General features: G+C 70.9%; 22 protein-coding genes. 11 read left to right on the top strand and 11 right to left on the bottom strand.

Annotated elements, in window-relative coordinates; translation table 11 throughout:
- The first annotated feature begins 60 nt into the window (after positions 1-60).
- From NR792_RS06025 to NR792_RS06015, 3 genes are all read left to right on the top strand, one after another.
- The gene (locus NR792_RS06025) at positions 61-846 is read left to right on the top strand and encodes a class I SAM-dependent methyltransferase (RefSeq protein ID WP_375759106.1); all 786 of its coding nucleotides are present in this window, start codon (positions 61-63) and stop codon (positions 844-846) included.
- Positions 847-861: 15 nt separating this feature from the next.
- Positions 862-1,320: a YdeI/OmpD-associated family protein gene (locus NR792_RS06020; RefSeq protein ID WP_375759105.1), complete on the top strand. Its 459-nt coding sequence runs from the start codon at positions 862-864 to the stop codon at positions 1,318-1,320.
- A 78-nt stretch (positions 1,321-1,398) separates the two neighbouring features.
- Positions 1,399-1,848 (top strand): hypothetical protein, encoded by a 450-nt coding sequence (locus NR792_RS06015; protein ID WP_375759104.1) that lies wholly within the window; start codon positions 1,399-1,401, stop codon positions 1,846-1,848.
- Positions 1,849-1,851: 3 nt separating this feature from the next.
- Here NR792_RS06015 and NR792_RS06010 read toward each other — a convergent pair whose 3' ends face one another.
- Both NR792_RS06010 and NR792_RS06005 read right to left on the bottom strand, forming a co-directional pair.
- Complete coding sequence (locus NR792_RS06010; protein WP_375759103.1) at positions 1,852-2,790, bottom strand: class I SAM-dependent methyltransferase; 939 nt, start codon at positions 2,788-2,790, stop codon at positions 1,852-1,854.
- Positions 2,791-2,814: 24 nt separating this feature from the next.
- On the bottom strand, positions 2,815-3,828 hold the full coding sequence (locus NR792_RS06005; protein ID WP_375759102.1) for an NAD(P)-dependent alcohol dehydrogenase: 1,014 nt from the start codon (positions 3,826-3,828) through the stop codon (positions 2,815-2,817).
- A gap of 126 nt (positions 3,829-3,954) precedes the next feature.
- Between NR792_RS06005 and NR792_RS06000 the strand changes: the two genes are divergently transcribed.
- Positions 3,955-4,866, top strand: a complete 912-nt coding sequence (locus tag NR792_RS06000) for a LysR family transcriptional regulator (protein WP_375759101.1) — start codon at positions 3,955-3,957, stop codon at positions 4,864-4,866.
- An 8-nt stretch (positions 4,867-4,874) separates the two neighbouring features.
- Here NR792_RS06000 and NR792_RS05995 read toward each other — a convergent pair whose 3' ends face one another.
- From NR792_RS05995 to NR792_RS05985, 3 genes are all read right to left on the bottom strand, one after another.
- Positions 4,875-5,738, bottom strand: coding sequence for a sigma-70 family RNA polymerase sigma factor (locus NR792_RS05995; RefSeq protein ID WP_375761576.1), 864 nt, complete (start codon positions 5,736-5,738; stop codon positions 4,875-4,877).
- A gap of 1 nt (position 5,739) precedes the next feature.
- Positions 5,740-6,201: a carboxymuconolactone decarboxylase family protein gene (locus NR792_RS05990; protein ID WP_375759100.1), complete on the bottom strand. Its 462-nt coding sequence runs from the start codon at positions 6,199-6,201 to the stop codon at positions 5,740-5,742.
- 98 nt (positions 6,202-6,299) lie between these two features.
- Positions 6,300-6,761, bottom strand: coding sequence for a carboxymuconolactone decarboxylase family protein (locus NR792_RS05985; protein ID WP_375759099.1), 462 nt, complete (start codon positions 6,759-6,761; stop codon positions 6,300-6,302).
- 118 nt (positions 6,762-6,879) lie between these two features.
- Between NR792_RS05985 and NR792_RS05980 the strand changes: the two genes are divergently transcribed.
- Positions 6,880-7,491 carry a pyridoxamine 5'-phosphate oxidase family protein gene (locus tag NR792_RS05980; RefSeq protein ID WP_375759098.1) on the top strand — a complete coding sequence of 204 codons (612 nt, stop codon included), beginning with the start codon at positions 6,880-6,882 and terminating at the stop codon, positions 7,489-7,491.
- Positions 7,492-7,494: 3 nt separating this feature from the next.
- On the opposite strand, the gene NR792_RS05975 is transcribed toward NR792_RS05980, so the two are convergent.
- The 3 genes from NR792_RS05975 to NR792_RS05965 form a co-directional block, all read right to left on the bottom strand.
- Positions 7,495-8,529, bottom strand: coding sequence for an ABC transporter ATP-binding protein (locus NR792_RS05975; protein WP_375759097.1), 1,035 nt, complete (start codon positions 8,527-8,529; stop codon positions 7,495-7,497).
- Positions 8,529-10,187: an ABC transporter permease gene (locus NR792_RS05970; protein WP_375759096.1), complete on the bottom strand. Its 1,659-nt coding sequence runs from the start codon at positions 10,185-10,187 to the stop codon at positions 8,529-8,531. The genes NR792_RS05975 and NR792_RS05970 overlap by 1 nt, the downstream gene beginning before the upstream one ends.
- Before the next feature lie 714 nt (positions 10,188-10,901).
- Positions 10,902-11,948 carry an ABC transporter substrate-binding protein gene (locus tag NR792_RS05965; RefSeq protein ID WP_375759095.1) on the bottom strand — a complete coding sequence of 349 codons (1,047 nt, stop codon included), beginning with the start codon at positions 11,946-11,948 and terminating at the stop codon, positions 10,902-10,904.
- A 156-nt stretch (positions 11,949-12,104) separates the two neighbouring features.
- Between NR792_RS05965 and NR792_RS05960 the strand changes: the two genes are divergently transcribed.
- On the top strand, positions 12,105-13,097 hold the full coding sequence (locus tag NR792_RS05960; protein WP_375759094.1) for an aldo/keto reductase: 993 nt from the start codon (positions 12,105-12,107) through the stop codon (positions 13,095-13,097).
- 73 nt (positions 13,098-13,170) lie between these two features.
- Positions 13,171-14,529, top strand: a complete 1,359-nt coding sequence (locus tag NR792_RS05955) for a family 16 glycosylhydrolase (protein ID WP_375759093.1) — start codon at positions 13,171-13,173, stop codon at positions 14,527-14,529.
- 65 nt (positions 14,530-14,594) lie between these two features.
- On the opposite strand, the gene NR792_RS05950 is transcribed toward NR792_RS05955, so the two are convergent.
- On the bottom strand, positions 14,595-15,710 hold the full coding sequence (locus NR792_RS05950) for a polysaccharide deacetylase family protein (protein WP_375759092.1): 1,116 nt from the start codon (positions 15,708-15,710) through the stop codon (positions 14,595-14,597).
- Positions 15,711-15,905: 195 nt separating this feature from the next.
- On the opposite strand from NR792_RS05950, the gene NR792_RS05945 reads away from it, so the two are divergent.
- From NR792_RS05945 to NR792_RS05930, 4 genes are all read left to right on the top strand, one after another.
- Positions 15,906-16,775 (top strand): ABC transporter substrate-binding protein, encoded by an 870-nt coding sequence (locus tag NR792_RS05945; protein WP_375759091.1) that lies wholly within the window; start codon positions 15,906-15,908, stop codon positions 16,773-16,775.
- Positions 16,772-17,566, top strand: a complete 795-nt coding sequence (locus tag NR792_RS05940) for an ABC transporter ATP-binding protein (protein ID WP_375759090.1) — start codon at positions 16,772-16,774, stop codon at positions 17,564-17,566. The genes NR792_RS05945 and NR792_RS05940 overlap by 4 nt, the downstream gene beginning before the upstream one ends.
- Positions 17,563-18,498: a FecCD family ABC transporter permease gene (locus tag NR792_RS05935; RefSeq protein ID WP_375759089.1), complete on the top strand. Its 936-nt coding sequence runs from the start codon at positions 17,563-17,565 to the stop codon at positions 18,496-18,498. The genes NR792_RS05940 and NR792_RS05935 overlap by 4 nt, the downstream gene beginning before the upstream one ends.
- Positions 18,499-18,638: 140 nt before the next feature.
- Entirely contained in the window at positions 18,639-19,472 is an 834-nt protein-coding gene (locus NR792_RS05930; protein WP_375759088.1) for a tetratricopeptide repeat protein, read from the top strand.
- Between the two features lie 21 nt (positions 19,473-19,493).
- On the opposite strand, the gene NR792_RS05925 is transcribed toward NR792_RS05930, so the two are convergent.
- Both NR792_RS05925 and rnr read right to left on the bottom strand, forming a co-directional pair.
- Positions 19,494-19,712 (bottom strand): DUF3185 family protein, encoded by a 219-nt coding sequence (locus NR792_RS05925; RefSeq protein ID WP_171415907.1) that lies wholly within the window; start codon positions 19,710-19,712, stop codon positions 19,494-19,496.
- A 51-nt stretch (positions 19,713-19,763) separates the two neighbouring features.
- Positions 19,764-23,027 carry a ribonuclease R gene (gene rnr / locus NR792_RS05920; RefSeq protein WP_375759087.1) on the bottom strand — a complete coding sequence of 1,088 codons (3,264 nt, stop codon included), beginning with the start codon at positions 23,025-23,027 and terminating at the stop codon, positions 19,764-19,766.
- Positions 23,028-23,099 lie beyond the last annotated feature (72 nt).

Here is a 23,099-nt window from a genome sequence, read left to right as displayed (position 1 = left end):
AGCGGACAGCGGCCCTCTTTTCGGAAGGCAGGCGCGGGCGCCAGCGATATGGATGCGCCCATGCGCAATGCACTACTGATGGCGGCTTCGTTCCTTGCCCTCGCGGGCTGTTCCCACTCGACGCCCACGGCTCCGGCGTCCTCCACCCAGGCCCAGGCGGCGTCCGTGCCGGCGCAGGCGCTGGTGGACGCGCCGGACCGCACGGAGGCGGACCGCAAGCTGGACGCGGGCCGGCACCCCGCGGCCCTGCTGGAGTTCGTGGGCGTGAAGCCCGGCATGCAGGTGGCGGAGCTGATGGCGGGCGGCGGCTACACCACGGAGCTGCTGGCGCGCGCGGTGGGGCCCACGGGCAAGGTGTACGGGGAGAACCCCAAGATCGTGCTGGAGAAGTTCGCGGAGAAGCCGTGGCAGGAGCGGCTGGCGCGGCCGGTGAACCAGAACGTGGTGCGCCTGGACCGTGAGCTGGACGCGCCCTTCCCGCCCGAGCTGAACGGCACGCTGGACGCGGTGGTCAGCCACATCATCTACCACGACACCGGCTGGCTGGGCGTGGACCGGGCGAAGATGAACGCGGCGGTGTTCCAGGCGCTCAAGCCGGGCGGCGTCTACGTCATCCTCGACTCCAGCGCGAAGCCGGGCACGGGCATCACGGAAGGCCAGACGCTGCACCGCATCGACGAGCAGCTGGTGCGCGACGAGGTGCAGGCCGCGGGCTTCAAGTTCCAGGAGGAGGCCAACACCTGGCGCAACCCGGAGGACACGCGCGACTGGAGCTCCAGCCCGGGAGCCGCGGGCGAGCGCCGGGGCACGAGCGACCGCTTCGCGTTCAAGTTCGTCAAGCCGTAGGAGGGAGTCACGCGCATGGCCTCCCGCAAGTTCAAGGCGAAGCTGGAAGTGGCCAACGACATGGGAGGCCGCTTCGTGCGCTGTCCGTTCGACAGCCGCGAGGCCTATGGTGAAGCGCGGCCACCCGTCGTGGGCACCGTCAACGGGCATCCCTTCCGGAGCCGGTTGATGGTGTACGGCGGCATCACCTACCTGGGCTTCACCAAGGAGGTCCGCGAGGCCGCGGGCGTCGAGGACGGCGCGACGCTGAGCATCACGCTGGAGCGGGACACGGCACCTCGGAAGATCGAGGTGCCGGAGGATCTCCAGCGTGCGCTGGACGCGGAGCCCGCGCTGAGGGACGTCTTCACGAACCTCGCGTTCACGCACCGCAAGGAGTTCGTCAAGGCGCTCACCGACGCGAAGAAAGAGGAGACCCGCGCGCGCCGACTGGCGCAGACGCTGGAGAAGCTGCGCGCCAAGGCGGCGAAGTAGGCTCGCCGCGGACAGTGTCTGCTCACGGGCGCCTGGGCCCCGGGAGGACCGTCGCCGGGAGGAAGTAGCCTCCACCGCATGGCCTCTTCCATCCCGGCACGTTCTGTCCGCGGCGTCGACGACTCGACGGCACGACTCTGGGCCTGTGGCGTGTCCATCGGGCTCTACGTCATCGCCTGTTTCATGCCTGCGCTGATCACGCGCACCCCGCATGGCGGGGGTGACTCGGTGGTGAATGGAGCGTTCCTGCTGCTCATCGGCTCCACGGCCGTGGTCTCCGGGAACTTCGGTTGGTTTGCCAACCCCCTGCTGGCCGTGGCGATCGTCATGCTCGCGCTGAGGGCGGACCGGAAGGCGCTCTGGTGGGGCGGTACGGCCTGCGTCCTCGGGTTGTCTTCGATCGTCCGGATGCACTCCTACAACTCCGACGTGCGGGGGACCGCCATCGGCTTCTATGTCTGGATGGCCAGCCTGCTGGTGGTGCCTGTCGCGGCCTCGCTCCTTTCGCAGCGCGACACGCGGTCCTGAGAGTCAGGCGTCCTCGTCATTCGAACCGAGCGCCTGACCTCGGACCGCCGTGAGCAGCAGGTCGTACTTGCCGCCCAGGAACGTGCGGAAGCCGTGCTGGTGCAGGTAGCGGCGGTAGAAGGACAGGTCCTTCACCAGCAGCGACAGGTCCGGCTCGCGCAGGTTGCGCACGCGCGCGCCGTACACGACCTCTCCGTCGCGGAAGCGGGAGTTGGGGAAGCCCAGCACCAGCGAAGCCTTGGGCTCCAGGTGCTCCTGCACCAGCTTGCGCAGGAGCGCCCGGTCATCCACGCCCGGGCTCTGCAACGTGCCCACCGACACCACCGCGTCGAAGCGCCCCAGGTCCGCCGGCAGCGCGTTCAGGTCCGCCTGCACGAAGGCATGGCGCGCATCCGGGTACGCCGCCCGCGCTTCCGCCAGGGCGCTCGCGCTGTGATCCACCCCGACGAAGCGGATGCCCTCCACCTCCGCGAACGCGGCCAGCTCGTCGCCCCGGTTGACGCCCAGGTCCAGGAGCCGCGCCCCAGGGGGCAACGCCAGCCGGCCCACCGCCTCCAGCCAGGGCACCAGGAAGCCCGCGTCCTCGAACTTCCGCACGCGCGCGAAGTCGGAGGCGGCGCCGTAGCGCTCCTGCGGCGCCTCCGTGCGTGTCCCTCCTCCCGCGTGCCACGACGCCTCCGAGCCCAGCGGCTCGAACGTGAGCCGCACGTGCGTCGCATCCACCGCGCGCGGCGTGCGCAGCCGGCACGACAGCCCCTCCGCCAGGTCGCACCAGCTCCGCAGCGGCCGGTGCACCAGCCCACCCTCCATGCGCTCCCCGGGATAGCGGCCGTGGCCCAGGTCCGGATCCGGAACGTCGATGGACACGGGCCCTGATGGCAACAGCGCCTCCAGGTGGCGCAGCACGAGGATCAACGGCTCGGAGTGGAAGCGGCGTGACATGCGCCGCACCCTACCCCGCGGGATTCAGTGGGACTCCAGCACGATCTTCCCGAACGCGCCCCGGCGCAGGTGCTCCAGTGCGGCGGGCAGCGCCTCCAGCGGATAGCGCGTGTCGATGACCGGCTTGAGCCCGGTGGCGTCCACCGCGCGCACCAGCGACTCCAGCGCCCGCCGGGTGCCCACGTTGATACCTCGAATCGTGGGCTCCTTGAGCAGGAGCGGGCCGGACGGCCCTGTCACCGTGAAGCCCTCGAACACGCCAATGACGGAGATGGTCCCGTGCAGCGCCACCGCCTCGATGGACCGGCCCAGGTTCGGGCCGCCCGCCAGCTCCAGGATGTGGTCCACGCCCCGGTCCGCGGTAAGCCGGTAGACAGCCTCCACCCAATTCTCGCGCTCGCGGTGGATGACGTGCGTCGCGCCCAGCGCCTTCGCACGCGCCAGCTTCTCGTCGCTCCCCGACGTCACGATGACGTCCGCGCCCTGCGCCCGAGCGAGCTGCAACCCGAACAGCGCCACGCCGCCCGTGCCCTGCACCAGCACCGTCTGTCCCGGCCGCACCGGGCCGTACTCCACCAGCGCGGTCCACGCGGTCAGCCCCGCGCACGGCAACGTGCTGGCCTCGCCCGCGTCCAGCGTGGCCGGAGCCTTCACGAACCAGTCCTCCGGAAACGCGACGTACTCCGCGAGGACGCCCGGATACGCCCCGCCCAGCGACTTGTACGGAGGCACGCGCGCCGTCCCCAGCGCCGGTCCGTCCAGCCGCCCCGGTGAGAACGTGGAGAGGACCTTCTCCCCCACCGCGAACCGCGTCACGCCCGCGCCCACCGCCGTCACCACACCCGCCAGGTCCGAGCCCGGCGTGAACGGGAACGCCAGCGGCAGCCCCATCCCACTCTCGATGACGAGCAGGTCCCGGTAGTTCAGCGACACCGCCGCCACCTTCACCAGCACCTCGCCCGGCCGGGGCTCCGGAACCGCCACGGACCTCAGGTGAAGTCCGTCACGTCCCACGGCATCCAGCTCCCAACGCCTCATCGTCGAAGTCCCCACGCGCACGGCTCCTTGCAACAGGTTCGCGGGAGAAGGTATTGGCGAAGTGATTTCGCCGGTGGCGACAAGAATTCCTTTCACTGTCGCCGCCAGGGCGACAATGGACGAACCATGAGTGATCCCCTGCAAGGCGTGGCCGTCTTCGTGGAGGCCGTGGAGGCCAGAGGCTTCTCCGCCGCCGCCGCGAAGCTGAACCTGTCGCGCTCCGCCGTGGGCAAGACGGTGGCGCGGCTGGAGGAACGGCTGGGCGTGCGTCTCTTCCACCGCACCACGCGCTCGCAGGGCCTGACCCAGGACGGACAGGTCTTCTACGAACGGTGCCAGCGCGCCCTCGGCGAGCTGCGCGCGGGCGAGGCCCTGCTCGAGTCCGGCAAGCAGGAGGTCGCGGGCCGCCTGCGCGTCAGCATGCCCGTCATCTACGGCCGCCGCTGCGTGGCGCCCATCCTGCGCGACCTCGCCCGCGAGCACCCGAAGCTGGAGCTGGACCTGTCGTTCAACGACCGCTTCGTGGACCTGCTCGAGGACGGCTTCGACCTGGTCATCCGCAATGCCGGCATCCGGGGGCTCGACGCGGGCGACGGCCTCACCGCGCGCCGCGTGGGCTCCCAGCGCATGAGCGTGTGCGCGTCCCCGGCGTACCTCCGCAAGCACGGCACGCCGCGCACGCTGGAGGCGCTGTCCGACCACGACACCATCCGCTACGTCCGCTCGGGGATGACCCGCACGTGGCTCTTTCCGCGGGAGGACGGCTCGAACGCGGAGCTCGTTCCTCCATCGCGGCTGCGCTTCGACGACCTGGAGGCCATCCTGGACGCGGCCGTCGCGGGCATGGGCCTGGCGTGGCTGCCCTGCTGGCTCATCCAGGACCTGGTGCGCGACAAGAAGCTGGTGCGCGTGCTGACGGACCTGCCGGGCCTCTGCTTCGACGTCTACGCGCTCTGGCCCACGACGCCCCACCTGCCCGTGCGGGTGCGCGTCGCCATCGACGCGCTCGCGCAGAAGCTGCCCGCCTCCGTCAAGTGACGGACTGCCTACGACGGCTCCCCCACCACGGCCCGCCGGATGCCCTTCAGCTTGTCGGGGTTGCGCGTGACGTAGAGGGCGACGATGCGGCCGTCCTCGATGGCGAGCGCCGTGGTCTGCAGCGTCCCATCCGCCTCCAGCGTGACGAACGCGGGCAGGCCGTCGATGGTGCCCTCGTGCACGAGCTGCGCCGACCTCACGGCCGTGTTACGGCTCACCCCCGCGAAGAAGCGCAACAGCTTCTCCTGGCCATAGATGGGGTTGAGGACCGCCTTCGCCTTGCCGCCGCCGTCGGCATACATGACGACGTCCTGGGCCAGCAGTGCCTGGAGCGCCTGCGTGTCTCCGCTCCGGGATGCGGCATGGAACGCCGAGGCCAGCTCGTGGCCCTTCGCCTCCGTCACAGGGAAGCGGGGACGAGCCTCCTGCACGTGGGCCCTCGCCCGGCTGGCCAGCTGCCGGCACGCGGCGGGGTCCCGGTCAATGGCCTTCGCCACCTGCTCGAAGTCCATGCCGAACACGTCGTGCAGGAGGAACGCGGCCCGCTCCAGCGGGGACAGACGCTCCAGGGCCATCATCAGGGTCAGCGTCAAGTCGTCGCCCTCCACTGTCTCGATGATGGGCTCTGGAAGCCACGTGCCCACGTACTCCTCGCGCCGGACGCGCGCCGACTTCAGGACGTCCAGGCACAGGCGCGTCACCGTTCGGACGAGCACGGCCTCGGCGTCCCGCACGACGTCGCGGTTCGTCTGGTGCCAACGGAGATACGCCTCCTGCACCACATCCTCCGCCTCCGCGACGATGCCCAGCATCCGGTACGCGATGCGGAGCAGTCGGGGGCGGAGCGGGTCGAAGACGTCCGCGGGGTTCAGGTCAGGCGGCGTCACTGCGAGCGGTCACCGGGTGGATGGCCCGGAAGCCGATGGCGAACCGGTTCCAGGAGTTGATGACACCAATCATGAGGGTCAGCTTCACGATCTCCTCTTCGGTGAAGTGCGGCTTGAGCGCAGCGTAGTCCTCATCCGGGGCGTGTGTCTGGGAGATGAGCGTCAGAGCCTCGGTCCAGCCCAGGGCCGCCCGCTCGCGCTCGGTGTAGAGCGGCGACTCACGCCAGCCGTCCAGCAGGTAGATGCGCTCTTCGGTCTCCCCATGGGCGCGGGCGTCGCGGGTGTGCATGTGGATGCAGAAGGCGCAGCCGTTGAGCTGGGAGGAGCGGATCTTGACCAGCTCGCGAAGGCTGGGCTCCAGCCCCAGGGCCTCCACCTTCTTGCTGAAATCCATCATGAGGTTGACGGCATCCGGCGCGACCGCGAAAGCATTCATGCGGGTCTTCATGTGCAGATCCTCTTTCTGGTGGGCGAAGCGCCCTTCCATCCCAGGACGACGCAGCGGGTGCCGCGTGTGACATGGGCATTTAAAAAGCGATTCGAGGCTCAGGCGGCTTCACTGCGAGGGGTCACCGGGTGCACGACCCGGAAGCCGAGGATGATCCGGTTCGCGATGTTGATGACGCCAATCATGAGGGTCAGCTTCACGATCTCCTCTTCGGTGAAGTGCGGCTTGAGCGCGGCGTAGTCCTCGTCGGGTGCGTGCGTCTCGGAGACGAGCGTCAGGGCCTCGGTCCAGCCCAGGGCCGCCCGCTCGCGCTCGGTGTACAGCGGCGACTCACGCCAGCCGTCCAGCAGGTAGATGCGCTCCTCCGTCTCCCCATGCGCGCGGGCGGCGCGGGTGTGCAGGTGGATGCAGAAGGCGCAGCCGTTGAGCTGGGACGAGCGGATCTTGACCAGCTCGCAGAGGCTCGGCTCCAGCCCCAGGGCCTCCACCTTCTTGCTGAAATCCACCATGAGGCCGAGGGCGTCCGGCGCGACCGCGAAAGGATTCATGCGAGCCTTCATTAGAAACTCCTCGTTCTTGGGGGGCGAAGTGCCCTTCCATCCCCAGGACGAGGCCGCGGGGGCCGCGTGTGACATGGCCATTTTTAGTGCCTAAAAAGGGCCCAGGAGGAGCTCCCGGATGAAGACCGTGAACGATGTGGAAACGCTCGAACGCCTGTATGGGGTTCCCGGGAAGTCGTCCGTGCTCAAGGAGGTGGACCACCTCCATCCGGCGTACCGGCCCTTCATCGAGCGCTCGCCGTTCATGGTCCTCGCCACGTCCGGCCCTGGAGGGCTGGATGCCTCGCCCCGGGGGGACCCCGCCGGGTTCGTGGTCATCGAGGACGCGCACACGCTGCTGCTGCCGGACCGCCGGGGCAACAACCGGATGGACTCGCTGCGGAACATCGTGGCGGATCCGCGCGTCGCGCTGCTGTTCTTCGTCCCCGGCGTGAACGAAACCCTGCGCGTCAACGGCCGGGCGAGCATCGTCATCGAGCCGTCCATGCTGGAGCGCTTCCCCCACGACGGGAAGCTGCCGCGCTCCGTGCTGCGCATCACCGTGGAGACGGTCTACTTCCAATGCAGCCGCGCGTTGATCCGCTCCGGGCTCTGGGATTCGACCCGGCAGGTCGCCCGCGCCGAATTCCCGAGCCCCGGCTCCATCCTCGAGGCACTGAGCCCGGGCGATTTCAACGGCGACGAGTACGACCGCGAGCTGCCCGGCCGGCTGAAGACGTCGCTGTACTGAGCCTCAAGCGCCCGCGTCGAACACCGTGGCCTTGCGCACGCGCACCCGGAGCGTCTGACCGGCACGCACGCCCTCCAGCGCGGGCCCGATGACGCGAAGGAACGCGTCCCCTACCGGGAAGCGGTACTCCGCCGCGTGCCCCAGGAACAGGCGAGCGGAGAGCACCAGCGGTGTCCCGGTGTCCCCCAGTTCCAGGTCCTCCGGGCGCACGACGAGGGTGCCCGGCCCGCCCTTCGCCTCCATGGGAAGGTCGAAGGCAAGCTCCGTCCCTGAGCAGTGGAAGGCGCCCGTGCGGACTTCGCCCCGCAGCACGTTGGCGCCGCCGACGAAGCCCGCGACGAACGGCGTGGCGGGTTGCCGGTACAGCCGCTCCGGCGTGTCCACCTGTTCGATGACGCCCCGGTTCATCACGGCGATGCGGTCCGACAGGGCCAGCGCCTCGCCCTGGTCATGGGTGACGAAGACCAGCGTCGTGCCCAGCCGGGCCCGCAGCGCGGCGATCTCCGCGCGCAGCTCCTCGCGCAGGGCGGCGTCCAGGTTCGACAGGGGTTCGTCCAGCAGCAGCACGCGAGGCCCCGCCACCAGCGCCCGTGCGAGCGCCACGCGCTGCAACTGCCCGCCGGACAGCTCGTGCGGCATCCGCGCCGCATAGGCCTCCAGCCGCACCCAGCGCAGGGCTTCGCGCACGCGTGAGGCCACCTCGTGACGAGGCACCTTCCGGAGCATCAGGGGATAGGCGACGTTCGCCTCGACGCTGCGGTGCGGCCAGATGGCGTAGCTCTGGAACACCATGCCCAGGCCGCGCTTCTCGGGTGGAACGCGCACGCCGGGGCCGGCGACGACGTCGTTCCCCAGCCGGATGACGCCCGCGTCCGGATGCTCCAGCCCCGCGAGCATCCGCAGCGTCGTCGTCTTCCCGCAGCCGGAAGGCCCCAGCAGGGACACCAGCTCGCCCTGCCCCACCTCCAGGCTGAGGCCGCGAACCACGGGCGTCCCGCCGTAGGCCTTGACCAATCCCTCCAGGACGATGGCCGCCATCACCGCACCTCCGGTACGCGACGCCGGGCCCACGCGAGCACGGCCTGTCCCGCCACCACCAACGCCACGAAAGCGCACGCGAGCACGGCAGCAGCGGCCGGATCCGCGTAGCTCTGCAACTCGAACAGCAAGGTCCCCAGCACCTCGGAGCCCGCGGGCACCAGCAGCACGGACAGGGTGATCTCCGTGGCGCAGGCGAGGAACGCCAGCACGAAGGCCACCGTCAGCGCGGGCCGGAGCAGCGGCAGGGTCGCGTCCACGAACGCCCGCACGGGCCCCGCGCCACCGACGCGCGCGGCCTCCGCGAGGGAGGGATCCACCTGGGCCAGGGCCTCGGAGCTGTTGCGCTCGCCCAGGGCCAGGTACTTCGCCACGTAGCCCACGAGCAGCAGCCACGGCGTGTGCGCCAGGGCCAGCACGAACGCGAAGCGGTCCAGCACCACCAGCCGCCAGTCGCGTGAGAACGCCACCAGCAGCGCGAGCGCCAGCACCGTGCCCGGCACCGCGAAGGGCCACACCGCCAGGGCCTCCACGCCCGCGCCGCCGCGACGGAAGGCCCGCCGCAGGAGCGCACCCGCGAGGCCCAGCCCCACCACCAGCAGGCCCGCCCCGGCCGCGAGCAACACGCTGCGACCCGTGGCCCGCAGCGTGCGCGCGTCCCACAGCACCCCGGACCAGTGCGACAGCGTCAGCGTGTCCCACGTCAGCGCCGCGCCGAAGCTGCGTTGCAGCGACGTCAGCAGGATGGCCGCCAGGGGCAGGACCACCAGCACCCCGCCCACCGCCCCCACTCCGATGAGCGCCCACGGCCGCCAGGTCCCCAGCGCGAGCACGCGCGGAGACACGCCCTTGCCCACGCTCAATCGCACGCGCCCACTCCGGCCCAGCCCCCAGGTCAGTCCCAGCGCCAGCGGGGTGAGCAACAGGAGGAACGACGCGAGCACCGACGCACGCGGCAAGCCCTCCTCACTGCCCAGCAGCACCAGCTCATAGATGCGGGTGGTGAGGACGCGAGTGGGCGGCGACGCCGACACGCCCAGCAGGTACGGCACGCCGAAGGACGAAGCCGCCATGAGGAACACCATCACCGCGCCCGACAGCAGCGCGGGCAGCACCAGGGGCACCGTGGTGTTCAGGAGGGCGCGAAGCGGAGAAGCGCCGCACACGCGGGCCGCCTCCTCCAGCGCGGGGTCCACGCGCCGCAGCGCCGCCGCCCCCGCGAGCAGCACGAGCGGCAGGCCCGACAGGCCCTCCACGAACGCGATGCCCGCCGCGCCATAGAGGTCGAACACGTCCGCGCCCAGCATGCGGTTCAGATAACCCGCGCGGGGGCTCGCGAGCGACAGCCACCCCATGCCCCAGATGAACGCGGGGATGGCGGAAGGCAGCGTGAACAGCACGGTGAACGCGCCGCGCAGGGGCAGGTCCGTGCGGAACAGGAGGAACGCCAGCGGAGCCCCCAGGCACAGCGCCCACGCCGTCGCGCCCAGCGAAATGGCCAGCGTGTTCACCAGCGCTCCGGACTCCGCCGCGAGCACGTGCCCCAGCCCGCCCGTTGCCGCACCCACGCCCCGGACCAGCAACGCGAGGACTGGAACCACGGCGAAGAGCAGCAGCGGCACGAGCCACGCGGCCAACGCGATCCACCGTCCCCTCATCGCGAGTCCCCGCATTCTGTCCACCCGGATGAGAAAGAGAGAATCCGCCTGGGACGCCCCGTCCGCGGAGCACCGCGAAAACCTGTCCGACAGTCGGACAGGTTTGGACCGCCGCGCCGAGCCACCCGCGCTGACGGACTCCTGCTGCCGGTCCTCATTGGACCGGCCTCATCGCCCCCCCTGGCTGGGGGGCCGCCCCCCTCCGGGTCACGAAAACCTGTCCGACTGTCGGACAGGTTTGGACCGCCGCGCCGAGCCACCCGCGCTGACGGACTCCCGCCGCCGGTCCTCATTGGCCCGGCCTCATCGCCCGCCATGGCTGGAGGGCCGCCATCCCCGCCGGGCCGCAAAAACCTGTCCGACTGTCGGACAGGTTTGGACCGCCGCGCCGAGCCACCCGCGCTGACGAACTTCCGCTGCCGGTCCTCATTGGACCGACCTCATCGCCTGCCATGGCTGGGAGGGTGCCGTCCCCCTCCGGGCCACGAAAACCTGTCCGACTGTCGGACAGGTTTGGACCGCCGCGCCGGGCCCCTCGCGCTGACGAACTCCCGCTGACCGTACCCGTGGCTGAAGGGCCTCCGCTCCACCCGGGCCGTGGAAACCTGTCCGACAGTCGGACAGGTTTGGACAATTGCGTCGGGCGGGAGGGGGGCGCCCGGCGGTCCAGGGTTCCGAGGAAGGTCTCGGCGGCATGGGGGATGCATTCTTGGCTCATCGTGCGAAGGCCCGGCTGAAGGCTTCCTTGATGTCGCCACCGTGCAGCAGGCCCTGCTCCAGCAGCTCCGGAGTCCACGCCTGCGCGCGACCCAGCAGCCCTTCCACCCCGGCCTCTCCACGGGGGCCGCTCAGGCGTGGATCCACCGCGTGCATGTCCCCCTTCTCCACGATGATGCGCTGGCCCTCCGGAGACAGCAGCACGTCCACCAGGGCCTTCGCCGCCACCGGGTTGCGAGTCGATGCGAACAGTCCCACCGGGCCGGGGATGACCACCGCGCCGTCCTCCGGCCAGACGACCTCGATGGGGCTGCCCTTCGCCTTCGCCGCCAGCGCGTTCTCCAGGAGCAGCACGCCCGCGTCCACCTCGCCGCTCTCCACCTTCTGGAGCACCGCCGCGTTGCCTCCCGCCACCACCGCGCCCCTCTCCCTCAGCCCCGCGAAGTACGCCTCGCCGCGCTTCGCGTGCAGGAACACCGCCCACGTGAACGCGGTGCCCGACGTGAGCGGATCCCCGATGGCCGCCCTGCCCTTCCAGCTTCCGTCCACCAGCGCCGCGAACGACTTGGGCGCCTCGCCAGCGCCCACGCGGTGCACCAGCACCATCGTGGACAGCCGCACCGCCGCGTACCTCGCGTCCAGGTCCAGCAGCGTGCGGGGGATGCGCAGCGCGTTCACGGAGGCGTAGCGCAGGAACGCACCGTCACGCGCCAGCCGCTCGTAGAGGAACGGATCCGACGCCATCAGCACGTCCGCGCGCACCGCGCCCGCGGCCCGCTCCGCCTCCAGTCGGCTGGCCACCTTCTCGCTGCCCGCCTGGTACCAGTGCACCTGAACGCCGGGCAGCCGCTCCTTCAGCAACGGCTCCAGCGCATCCAGCACGTGCCGGTACATCGACGTGTAGACCCACACCTCGCCGGATGGGCTGGAGGTCTGCGCCACGGCGGCGCCTCCCGACGGCGCGGCGGATTCAATGCGGCACGCGGCCAGGAGGATCAGCGCGAGGAGCGGACCCACGCGCCGCACAAGGAGGGGGATGCGCATGCGGGTGTCGATTATGCGGCACCCGCCCGCCCTGCACACCCACCGCGCAGCGGTGGCTCCTGCACATTCAGCCCGCGCGCCCGTTGTCCCCGGCCCCGAGGGGTCCCAACGTCGGCCTCCCAGACGCCACCTGCTCCTCTGGAAGGACGCCCTGACATGACCCGGAAGGAATTCCTCGCCGCGACGCTGTCGCTGATGGTCGCTCCGCCCGTGCTCGGGGCGTCGCCCGCGAAGGCGAAGAACGCGCCCTCCGTGCCCCGCCGCAAGCTGGGCCGCACCGGCCAGGAGGTGTCCTGCGTGGGGCTCGGGGGCTTCCACATCGGCAAGCAGAAGGACGAGTCGGAGAGCATCGCGCTCATCCGGGGCGCGTTGGATCAGGGCATCAACTTCCTGGACAACTGCTGGGACTACAACGACGGCAAGAGCGAGGAGCGCATGGGCAAGGCGCTGCGCGACGGCTACCGCGCCAGGGCCTTCCTGATGACGAAGATCGACGGCCGCGACAAGAAGACCGCCGCGAAGCAGATCGACGAATCCCTCCAGCGCCTCCAGACGGACCACGTGGACCTGCTCCAGCTCCACGAGGTCATCCGCGACAATGATCCGGACAGAGCCTTCGCCGAAGGCGGCGCCATCGAGGCGATGAAGGACGCGCAGAAGGCCGGCAAGGCGCGCTTCCTGGGCTTCACCGGCCACAAGTCCCCGGACATCCACCTGAAGATGCTGGAGACGGCGAAGCAGCACGGCTTCCGCTTCGACACCGTGCAGCTACCCCTCAACGTGATGGACGCCCACTTCAACAGCTTCGAGAAGCGCGTGCTGCCCGTGCTCGTGAAGGATGGCATCGGCGTGCTCGCCATGAAGAGCATGGGCGACCCGTTCATCCTCGACAGCAAGACCGTCACCGCGCCCGACTGCCTCCGCTACAACCTGTCCCTGCCCGTCAGCGTCGTCATCACCGGCATCGACTCGCAGGAGCGCCTGCGGCAGGCCCTCACCGCCGCGCGCACCTTCAAGCCCTTGAGCGAGAAGGACGTCCAGGCGCTGCTCGCCAGGACGAAGGACGCGGCCAGGGACGGCGCCTTCGAGAAGTACAAGACGAGCCACCACTTCGACGGGACCGTCCAGAACCCGCAGTGGCTCGGCTGAACCGCTCCGAGACTTCCTGGCAAGACGTGTCAAAACCGGCAAATATGAATGCTCTCCCTTCCCCGGAGCATTCATGCACCGCCCCTTTCGAGCAGGCCTCGTCGCCGCAGGACTCCTGACCACCCTCTCCGGCTGTTCCCCGGAGCCGGAAGCCGCCGCCCCGGTGGAGGCGGAAGGCTACGGCCAGACGCAGCAGGGCGAGCGCGCATATGACCCCGGCGCGGGCTGGTCGCTGTCGTGGCAAGACGACTTCACGGGCACGTCGCTGAACACGGGCGCGTGGAACGTGCTGACGAGCAACTGGGATCCGGTGACCAACAACTGCAACTTCGGCACGGGGGAGCTGGAGTTCCCGCGCGCGCAGAACGTGGCGGTGGCCAACGGCAAGCTGATCATCTCGGCGGAGCGCACGGCGGACAACCCCACGGACTCGCGCTGCCCGGGGCAGTACCGGTCGTTCTATTCCGGCCGCATCCACACCAAGGGCAAGGTGGAGGGGCGCTACGGGAAGATTGTCGCGAGCATCAAGATTCCGCCGGGCTACGGCATGTGGCCGGCGTTCTGGACGCTGGGCTCGAACATCCAGAGCGCGGGCTGGCCGGCCGCGGGGGAGATCGACATCCTGGAGTGGAAGTCCACGGAGCCCACGTGGATGAAGTCCGCGACGCACTGGCACAACGGCGGCAACGCGGACTGGGGCACGGGCGCGAGCCGCGGCGTGGACCTGTCGCAGGACTTCCACACGTATGAAGTGGAGTGGACCGCGAACACCATGGTGTTCCGCCTGGACAAGGACTTCGTGTCCACGTTGACGTTCAACCACAACGAGTCCGAGTTCCAGCAGAACCACTACCTCATCCTGAACCTGGCGCTGGGAGGCGTCTGGTACGGGAACCCGGCACCGGCCTCCGTCGACCTGGCCTGGGGCGCGCGGAAGACGATGGAGGTGGAGTGGGTGCGCTGGTACCAGCCGGGCGGCACGCAGCCGCTGACGCTGACCAACCCGGGCTTCGAGAGCGGCATGACGGGCTGGAACACCTGGAGCCCGAACGGCACGGCGGCGGCGGCGTTCTCGGAGACGTACAACGGCGGTCACTCGGGCAGCTTCCACCTGACGCACTGGACGTCGGCGGCGGCCTACGAGGCGTGGACGTACCAGACGAAGTCCGGCCTGGCGGCGGGCAACTACAAGCTGCGCGCCTGGTTCCGCAAGGGAGGCACGTTCGACTTCGCGCGCTTCCAGGTGAAGAACTGCGGCGGCTGCGCTCCGGCCATCACCAACCTGGGCACCTACGGCAACTACACGCTGGTGGAGACGCCCGCCATCAACGTCTCCAACGGCTACCTGGAGTTCGGCCTGCACAGCAAGTCGCCGGCCCACAACGGCTCCAACTTCATCCACATGGATGACGTGGAGCTGATCAAGCTGTAGGCCCCTGCGCCCCTCGCGCGCGCCGGAGCAGGCACCGGCGCGCGCGGGTACAGCACCGCGGCTCACTACGGCACGAGCACGAAGTCGTCCACGTACACCGTGCCCTGATCCGACCCCGACTCGTCCATCAGGTAGAAGTCATCCACCGTGCCGGACGTCGCGCCCAGGGTGCTCAGCGGGATGGAGACCTTCTGCCAGGTGCCCGCCGCGATGGGGTGCCCCAGCGCCGCCTCCAGGCTGATGCTGCCCAGCGGCGTGCCGCCGTTGTAGAGCGCCAGCCGCACCTGCTGCCCGCCCGCCGTGCCTCCGTGCACCCAGAGGTCGATGGACTGGTACAGCGACAGATCCAGGCCCGTGTGGTGGAACATCAGCGCCTCCCAGTAGTCCGGCTCGAAGCCCACCGCCGTGGACCCGGAGTGCACCGTGACGGCCTGGTCCAGGTCGTGCGTCGCCCAGCTCCAGTCCTGGAAGCCGCTGCCCATCGCGTCGTCGTAGATGACCGTGCCCACGGAGGGCGGCGCCTCCGTGAGGCCGTCCGTCAGCGCCAGCCCCTGCTCCACCGTCACGGTGCGGATGCCCGTGGACTGCACGTAGTTGAGGATGCTGGTGAAGTTCGTCGTCTTGTACTGCGTCTCCCGCGTGGGCGTGCCGCTGGTGAACTCGTGGAAGAGGATGATGAGCCAGCTCTTCTCCGCGATGGCCTGGTTGATCCACCCCTTCACCTGCGCCACCGTCACCGCGCTCGACACGTCGTTGGCGCGCAGCTCGTAGATGACCGTGTCGCGGTAGTTGCGGCCCGCGTTGATGGTCCGGTGGCTCGCGTACTCCGCCTTCAGCGCCGTCATCACCGTCGCGTTGTACGCGCCGTAGGGTGACGCGAAGTCCTTGCCGCACGCCGCCCCCACGTTCGCCTGCAACCACGCGCGCGAGTCGTGCAGCTCCGACGTCAGCTGCGCGGGCGTCAGCGCGGTGAGGTCCGCGTGCGTGCGCGTGTGGCTGGCGATCTCGTTGCCCTCCGCCTTGAGCGTCTGCACCTGCGCGAGGCTCATGTAGCCGCCCCAGCCCTGGGCAATGGCGTCGGTGACCAGGTAGTACGTGGCGGGGATGCCCCGCGACTTCAGCGCCGGCCTCGCCAGCGTGTACTGCGTGCTCCAGCCGTCATCCAACGTGATGGAGATCATCCCTTCCGCGAACGGCGACGCGGCAAGGGCCGAGGAAGTGCAAAGCAACGCCGCGGCGCAGAGCGCGCGCGAAGACCAATTCATCCAGGCCATGTCCGGGTATTCCCCCTGTGAGGAGCTCCCAGGATATGCGCGCCCCCCAAGCGAAACCCAAGCGCCGCTTCCCGCGACCCGCGTGCTAGAAGTCAGCCGCCCATGAGTCTCTTCCGCCTCCCCTCCCTGCTGTGCGTGGTGCTCGCGCTCGCGGCGGGCTGCCAGCGTCCGGCGCCACCTGCCCCGGAGTCCCAGGCGCGGCGGATCGTCTCCCTGTCGCCCTCCGTCACGGAGACGCTGTTCGCCCTGGGTGCGGGCGCGCAGGTCGTGGGCGTGTCCGACTACACCGCCCTGCCCGAGGGCACCCCTGCCCTGCCCAGGGTGGGCACCACGTTCGCGCCCAACTTCGAGGCCATCGCGAAGCTCAAGCCGACGCTGCTCGTGGACCAGCAGGTGAAGCAGGCCCCGGCGGAGGCGCTCTCCGCGCTCGCGCCGCTGAAGGTGCTGCCTTGGACATCACTCCAGGAGGTGGTGGACAGTGTGAAGGAGCTGGGGCGCCTGAGCGGGCGCGAGCCGCAGGCCACCGCGCTCGCGGAGAAGCTGGACCGCACGCTGTCCCGCCCCGCGCCGAAGGATGCGCCCCGCGTGCTGCTGGTGCTGGGCGACGTCGCGGGCACGCTGTCGGAGGTCTGGTACATGAAGCGCGCGTCGCTGCACGGCGCCGCGCTGGAGGCCGCGGGCGCGCGCAACGCGGTCTCCGACGAGCGCACCGGGCCCCCCAACCTGTCGCTGGAAGGGGTCATCGCGCTGGATCCGGACGCGGTGCTGGTGCTCGTCAACGTGCCGGCCCTGGACGCGGGACAGCAGGCCCAGGTCCTGGCCCCGTGGAAGCAGCTCACCGCCCTGCGCGCGGCGCGGGAGGACCGGGTGCGGCTGGTCATCGGCTCCGACGTGCAGTCCACCGGGCCCGCCATCCTCGACGTCGTCGAGCGGCTTCGCGCCGCCCTGGGCACCCTGCCCTCCGCGCGATGACGGCCGGACTCACGCTGGACGCGGTGACGGTGCGGGCGCGGGGACGGACGCTGCTGGACGGCGTGTCCCTGCGCGTGGCCCCTGGAGACTTCGTCGCCATCGTCGGGCCCAACGGCGCGGGCAAGTCCACGCTGCTGCGCGTGGCGCTCGGCCTGCTGCGGCCGGACGCGGGCCACGCGCTCGTGGACGGACAGGATGTGTCGGCGCTCGCCCCCCGGGAGCGCGCGGCGCGGCTCGCGTGGCTGCCCCAGCGGCTGGAGGCGGCGGAGCCCATCACCGCGCTGGAGCAGGTCGTCTCCGCGCGCTACCGCTTCCCCGAGTCCCGCCGCGCCTCCGAGACGGCGGCGCACAAGGCGCTCGCGGAGGTGGGCGCCGCGTCCTTCGCCCTGCGGCCCATCACGGAGCTGTCCGGCGGCGAGCGCCAGCGCGTGGCGGTCGCGGGGCTGCTCGCGCAGGAGACCCCGCTGGTGCTGCTGGACGAGCCCGCCAACTTCCTGGACCCCGCGCACCAGCTGGAGCTGTACACGCGCATGGGCCACCTCTGGCGCGCGGGACGCGGCATCCTCTGCGTCACCCACGACGTCAACGTGCTCACCCATGCCCGCGCTCCGGGCACGCGCGCGCCCCGCGTCGTGGGCCTGTTCCAGGGCCGCGTGGCGTTCGAGCTGCCTCACGACGCCCCCGACCTGGGAGAACAGCTGGGCGAGCTGTTCGGCGTGCGCATGCTCGCGACGTCCGTGGACGGCCACCGCGTCTTCGTGGGACTGCCCCGGAGCGGAGGCACCCCGTGAAGGGCTGGATCCTGCTGGCCGTCTGCCTGGCCGCGTGCGCGGCGGCGCCGTTCATCGGCCCGGGGTTCTCTCCCGACTCGGCGGACTTCGTCTTCTGGCAGCTGCGCGTGCCCCGCACGCTGATGGCGATGCTGGTGGGCGGCACGCTGTCGCTGGTGGGCGCCGTGTACCAGTCCCTCTTCGCAAATCCGTTGGCCGCGCCCAGCACCGTGGGCACCACCGCGGGAGCCACCCTGGGCGCGCTGGTGGCCATCATCCTGGGGGCCCGGCTCGCTCCGGGCGGCCTGCCGCTCATCACCGCCGCGGCCTTCGTGGGGGCGATGGGCGTCAGCCTGGTGGTGGCCGCCATCGCCGCGGGCCGCCGCGTGCGGATGAACGACGTGGTGCTCGCCGGCATCGCCTGCTCCATGGCGGCGGGCGCCCTCTCCACCGGCTTGCAGTTCACCGCGGACTCCGCGGAGCTGACGGCCGCCCTGCGCTGGTCCCTGGGGCACCTGCCGCAGGTGGGCTACTCGGGCGTGCTGCTCCTCACCCCGTTCGCGGCCGTCACGGTCGTGGGCCTGCTCGCCCTCACCCGCGCGCTGGAGGTGTTCATCGCCGGCGAGGAACACGCGGAGTCCCAGGGCGTCCCCGTCCGTCGCGTGCGCACGGTGGCCATCGGCCTGGGGGCGCTGGGGGTGGCCGCCTGCGTCGCGTGGTGCGGCCCCATCGCCTTCGTGGAGCTCATCGTCCCGCACCTCGTGCGCCGCACGCTGGGAGTGAGCCGCCGCGTGCTCCTGCCCGGCTCCGTGGTGGTGGGAGCCGCGTTCCTCGCGTTGTGCGATGCGTCGGCGCGGGCGATCCTCCCGTGGCGTGAATTGCCCGTGGGAGTGGTGACAGCCGCCCTGGGCGCGCCCCTGCTCGTCTCCCTGGTCGCGCGCTCCCGCTCCTGACGCCCCCGCCGGACGGGGCCGCCCGAAGGGGGACCGGGCCTTCAGGACGGGGGGTTCACGAAGCGAGTTCGGGTATATTCCGCGCCACGCGGGGCCCCCGCCTGGGACGTGCCCCTGGAACTTCACGAAAGGCTTTGAGCATGAAGCGGCTGGGTAGCGTGGGTTTGATGCTGGGGATGCTGACCCTGGGCGGGTCCTTCGGCTGCACCGACGAGAAGGCGGAGAAGGCCAAGGAGCACCGGATCAAGGGCACCAACTTCCTCGCCGACAAGAACTACGCGGAGGCGGTGAAGGAGTTGGACGAGTCGCTGAAGATCGACCCGACCCAGGAGAAGGTCTGGGAGAAGAAGGCCTTCGCGCTCATGCAGGCGGGCAAGACGGACGAGGCCGCGCAGGCCGCGCTGAAGCTGGTGGAGTTCGCGAAGACGCCCCAGGACAAGGCCGAGGCCTACCGCAACGTCGCGGCGATGTACGCGAAGAACGGCCCGCTGGAGAAGGCGGAGCAGTACTTCCAGGAGTGCCTGAAGATCAACCCGAAGGACACCGACGCGCTCAGCTGGATCGCGGAGGTGCACTCGCAGCGCGGTGGCGCCCGCTCCATGTCCGCGCCCGCCGTCCCCGCGGAGCTGGACCTCGCGCTGAAGACGTATGACCAGGTCATCGCGATCAACCCGGACTCGGCCAACACGTACCTCAACAAGCGCATCGTGATGTTCAAGTACATCGAGCACGAGAAGGCGCTGCAGCAGGCCGCGGAGCAGGAGGCCATCGAGGCCGCCACGCCGCCCAAGCCGGAGAAGGGCAAGAAGGCCGTCGTGGATCCCCAGGCCGCCGAGCGCGTCGCCGCCGCCAAGGCCAGCGCCGCCGCGCACGCCAAGCGCATCGAGGAGCTGACGGCCCAGGCCAATGAGGCCACCAAGCAGTTCGGCGAGGCGACCAAGCGCGCCAAGGCCGCGCAGGCTTCGAACAAGTAGTCCGGGTGGTGGGGACGGGGCCTAACGCCGGCCTCGTCCTCCCCCGAAGAGGGCCAGCAGGATGCCGCCCACGAGCGCGGCGCCGCCGCCCGCGACGTACAGCGTGGTCTGCTCGGTGTTGCGGCCGGTGATGAGCTCGGTGGCGCGTTCGGTGAGCGAGTCGCGCGCCTTGAGTCCGGTGAACAGCAGCACCCCGCCCGCCACCGCCAGCATCAACCCCACGATTCGCACAGCACCCACACGGCCTCCTTGAATGGAATGGCTGCGAGGCCAGAAGGTCCGGCCCCGCGTTCAGCGCTTGCGCTTGCCCGGGGCTCCGCGCCCCGGCTTCTTGCCCGCGCCCTTCGACCCGCCGGCCTTCTTCCCCGGCGCGGCCTTCTTCGAGGGCTTCGCCCGGGCACTCGCGCCCGCGGCCGCCTTGCGGACCTTCTTGGACGCGCCCGCGCGGCCCGGAGCCGCCCCCGTGGAGAGCTGGCCCCGCTGCGCGGCCAGCGCGCGGATCCGGTCGAAGCCCGGGTGCGGTGAAGCGGCCGGAGCGCTGTCGTCCGCGTCGAACGCAGGCGTGAAGTCCTCGCGAGGCACCTTCGGACGCCGACCGGCCTCGTCATCCGAGCGCTCCGCGTCCCAGGTCTCGCGGGGGCCCTTGGCCTTGCGCGGAGCCTCGTCGCCAAAGCGGTCCGCTCCGGACAGCGCCTCGGAGGTTTCGGACCCGACGCCTTCGTCGGACGGGGGCAGCGCGGGACGGATGACCTTGCGCTTGCCCTTGGCCTGGGTGGCCGGCTCCGCCTTCGTCGCGGGGGCCTCTTCCGCACGGGCCTTCAGGAAACGGGAGGTGGCACGCGCGGGCGCGGCCTCCTCGCGGCGCCCTTCCCGGCTGAACCGTCCGCGCGGACGCGGCCGGGCCGCCTCTTCCCCCGAGGCTTCACCGCCGTACCCGGAGAGCGCCGCGGCGTCCTCCGACGCGACGTCCTCGGCCGTGGGCGGCTCCCACGGCTTCACGCCGAACGGCGTCTGCTCCGCCTCCGCGAGCGACCTCCACTGCTCCGCGTCGGAGGCCACTCCCGCCACGGGCTTCCGCCACGGCGTGCGGCCCGGCTTCGCGGTCTCCCGCTCGGGGCGTCCGGGCCGGCCCGGGCGCTCGTGCCGGGCCCCGGCGTGACGGCCCGGCGCTTCGTTCACGTACTCGCGGCGGCGCATCGTCGGCCGCGCTCCGGTGGCACTCGGGAGCGGGGCCTCGTCCTCGAACTGGAGCGCCTCGAAGTCGATCTTCCGCGACGTCGTGTTCGCGGACAGCAGCCGCACGCGCAGCTTCTGCCCCACGCGCACGCGCCGGCCGTTCGAATACACGAGCGCGTGCGTGCGCTTGTCCAGCTTGGAGCCCGGTCCCAGCGTCTCCGCCTTCACCAGGCCCTCGACGTGGACCTCGTCCAGCTCCACGAAGAAGCCGAACTCCGCGATGCCCGCCACCGTCGCGTCGAACTCCTCGCCCACGCGGTCCTTCATCATCAGGGCCGCGTAGAACGCCACCACCTCGCGCTCCACCGTCATGGCCGCGCGCTCGCGCTCCGAGCACTGCTGCGCCATGCCCTCCAGGCGCGACTCCTCGCGCTCCAGCTGCGATTCCGAGGGCCGCTTGCCCTTGCGCGCCCACACCGACTTCAGGATGCGGTGCACCAGCAGGTCCGGATACCGCCGGATGGGCGACGTGAAGTGAAGGTAGTTCTCCGCCGCCAGGCCGTAGTGCCCCACGCGCGTCGACGTGTAGACGGCCTGCATCATGGAGCGCAGCAAGAGCTGGTTCAGGGCCCGCTGCTCCGGGTGTCCCTCCAGCTGCGTGATGAACGCGTCCAGATCCTTGGACGACACGCCGTCTTCCACGTTCAGGTGGAAGCCGTACGCCTCCGCCAGCACCGCGAACGCGGCCAGCTTCTGCGGATCCGGCTCGCCGTGGAACCGGTACACCGTGGGCAGGCCCTCGTCCTGGAAGTACGTCGCCACCGCCTCGTTGGCGGCCAGCATGCACTCCTCGATGAGCCGGTGGCTGTCCTTGCGCTCGCGCTTCTCCATGCGCAGCGGGATGCCGTCCTCGCCCAGCACCACCTTGTGCTCGGGCACGTCGAAGTCGATGGCGCCTCGCGCCTTGCGCATGCCCATCAGCGCGCGCGCCAGCGCCATCAGCTGCTCGAACTGGGGCTTGAGGAAGTTGCGGTGCGGCACGTCCTTGCCGTCCAGGACGTCCTGCACCTCGTTGTACGTGCAGCGCGCCGTGCTGCGCATCACCGCCGGGTACAGCTCGTGCGAGCGCCGCTGGCCGTGACGGTCGAACGTCATGTCCGCCACCATGCACAGCCGGTCCTCGTCCGGACGCAGCGAACAGATGCCGTTGGACAGCCGCTCCGGCAGCATGGGCAGCACGCGGTCCGGCAGGTACACCGACGTCGCGCGGTTGAGCGCCTCCGCGTCCAGCGCGGTGCGCTCCTTCACGTAGTGCGACACGTCCGCGATGGCCACCACCAGCCGCCAGCCCCCGGCCTGGGGCTCCGCGTAGACCGCGTCGTCGAAGTCGCGCGCGTCCTCGCCGTCGATGGTGATGAGCGGCAGCGAGCGCAGGTCTCGGCGGTTGCCCTCCGTGGCCTCGGCCTCGGTCACCTTCACCGCGAACGCGTCCGCTTCGTCCATCACCTCCGGCGGGAACTCGTCGGAGAAGCCATGGGCGAAGGCCGAGCCCAGCACCTCCGCGCTCGGGTCGCCCGGCCGGCCCAGCGAGCCGGCCACCTCACCGAACAGCCCCTGCCCGGGCTCCAACAAATCCGCGCCCACGCCCAGCCGCACCTTCACCAGGTCGCCGTCGCGCGCCATCTGCGTCGCTGGCACGCGGATGGGGCCCGGGAGGTTCGTGTCCGTGGTCATGACCAGCGAGTGCCGGCCCTGCGCCACGTACGTGCCCACCGCCAGCTCGCGCCGCCGGTTGAGCACGCGCACCAGCCGGCCCTCGAAGCGGCCCGGCCGGCCCGCCACCTCCACGAGGACGCGGTCGTTGTCGAGCGCCCGCTGCGCCTCGCCGGGCGGCAGGAAGATGTTCTCGCCCTCGCCCGATACGGGGTGCACGAAGCCGAAGCCGTCCCGGTGCATGTGGAGGATGCCCTCCACCTCGGGCTGCCCGGACTCCTCGAAGCGGTCGTCCCGGAAGCCGCGCTGGAGCGAGCGCCGGAAGTCGCCGCCGCCGCGGGCACCCGGACGGTCGTCCCGGAAGCCGCCCCGGCGCTCCTCGCGCCCGCTGCCCGGGGAGGGGCCCCGCTTCTTGAAGGGAGGCGCGGACGGCTCGCGGCGGGGCTCGAAGCCGGCGTCGGGCGCCCGGGGCGTGCGCGGGCCTTCCAGCCGGAAGCGCTTGCCGTCCTTGACGATGACGCCCGCGCGCACCAGCTCACGCAGGGCGCGCTTGAGTTCGGTCTGCTGGCCGGGGTTCAGCCCTCCGAGGCGAAGGAGCTCCTTCAAGCCCAGGGAGTGGTCGGCTTCGGCCAGCAACTGTCGGATATGGTCTTGGGAGATGCTCACGGTGGGGATGCGGCAAGGCCGCTGAGGGAACGGGTAAGCCCGAAGGGTGCGGGCGGGAACCCCCCGGCCCCC

It is taken from the genome of Corallococcus exercitus, from assembly GCF_042231735.1.
GTDB lineage: Bacteria > Myxococcota > Myxococcia > Myxococcales > Myxococcaceae > Corallococcus > Corallococcus exercitus_B.
This window is presented reverse-complemented; position numbering and strand designations above follow the sequence as displayed.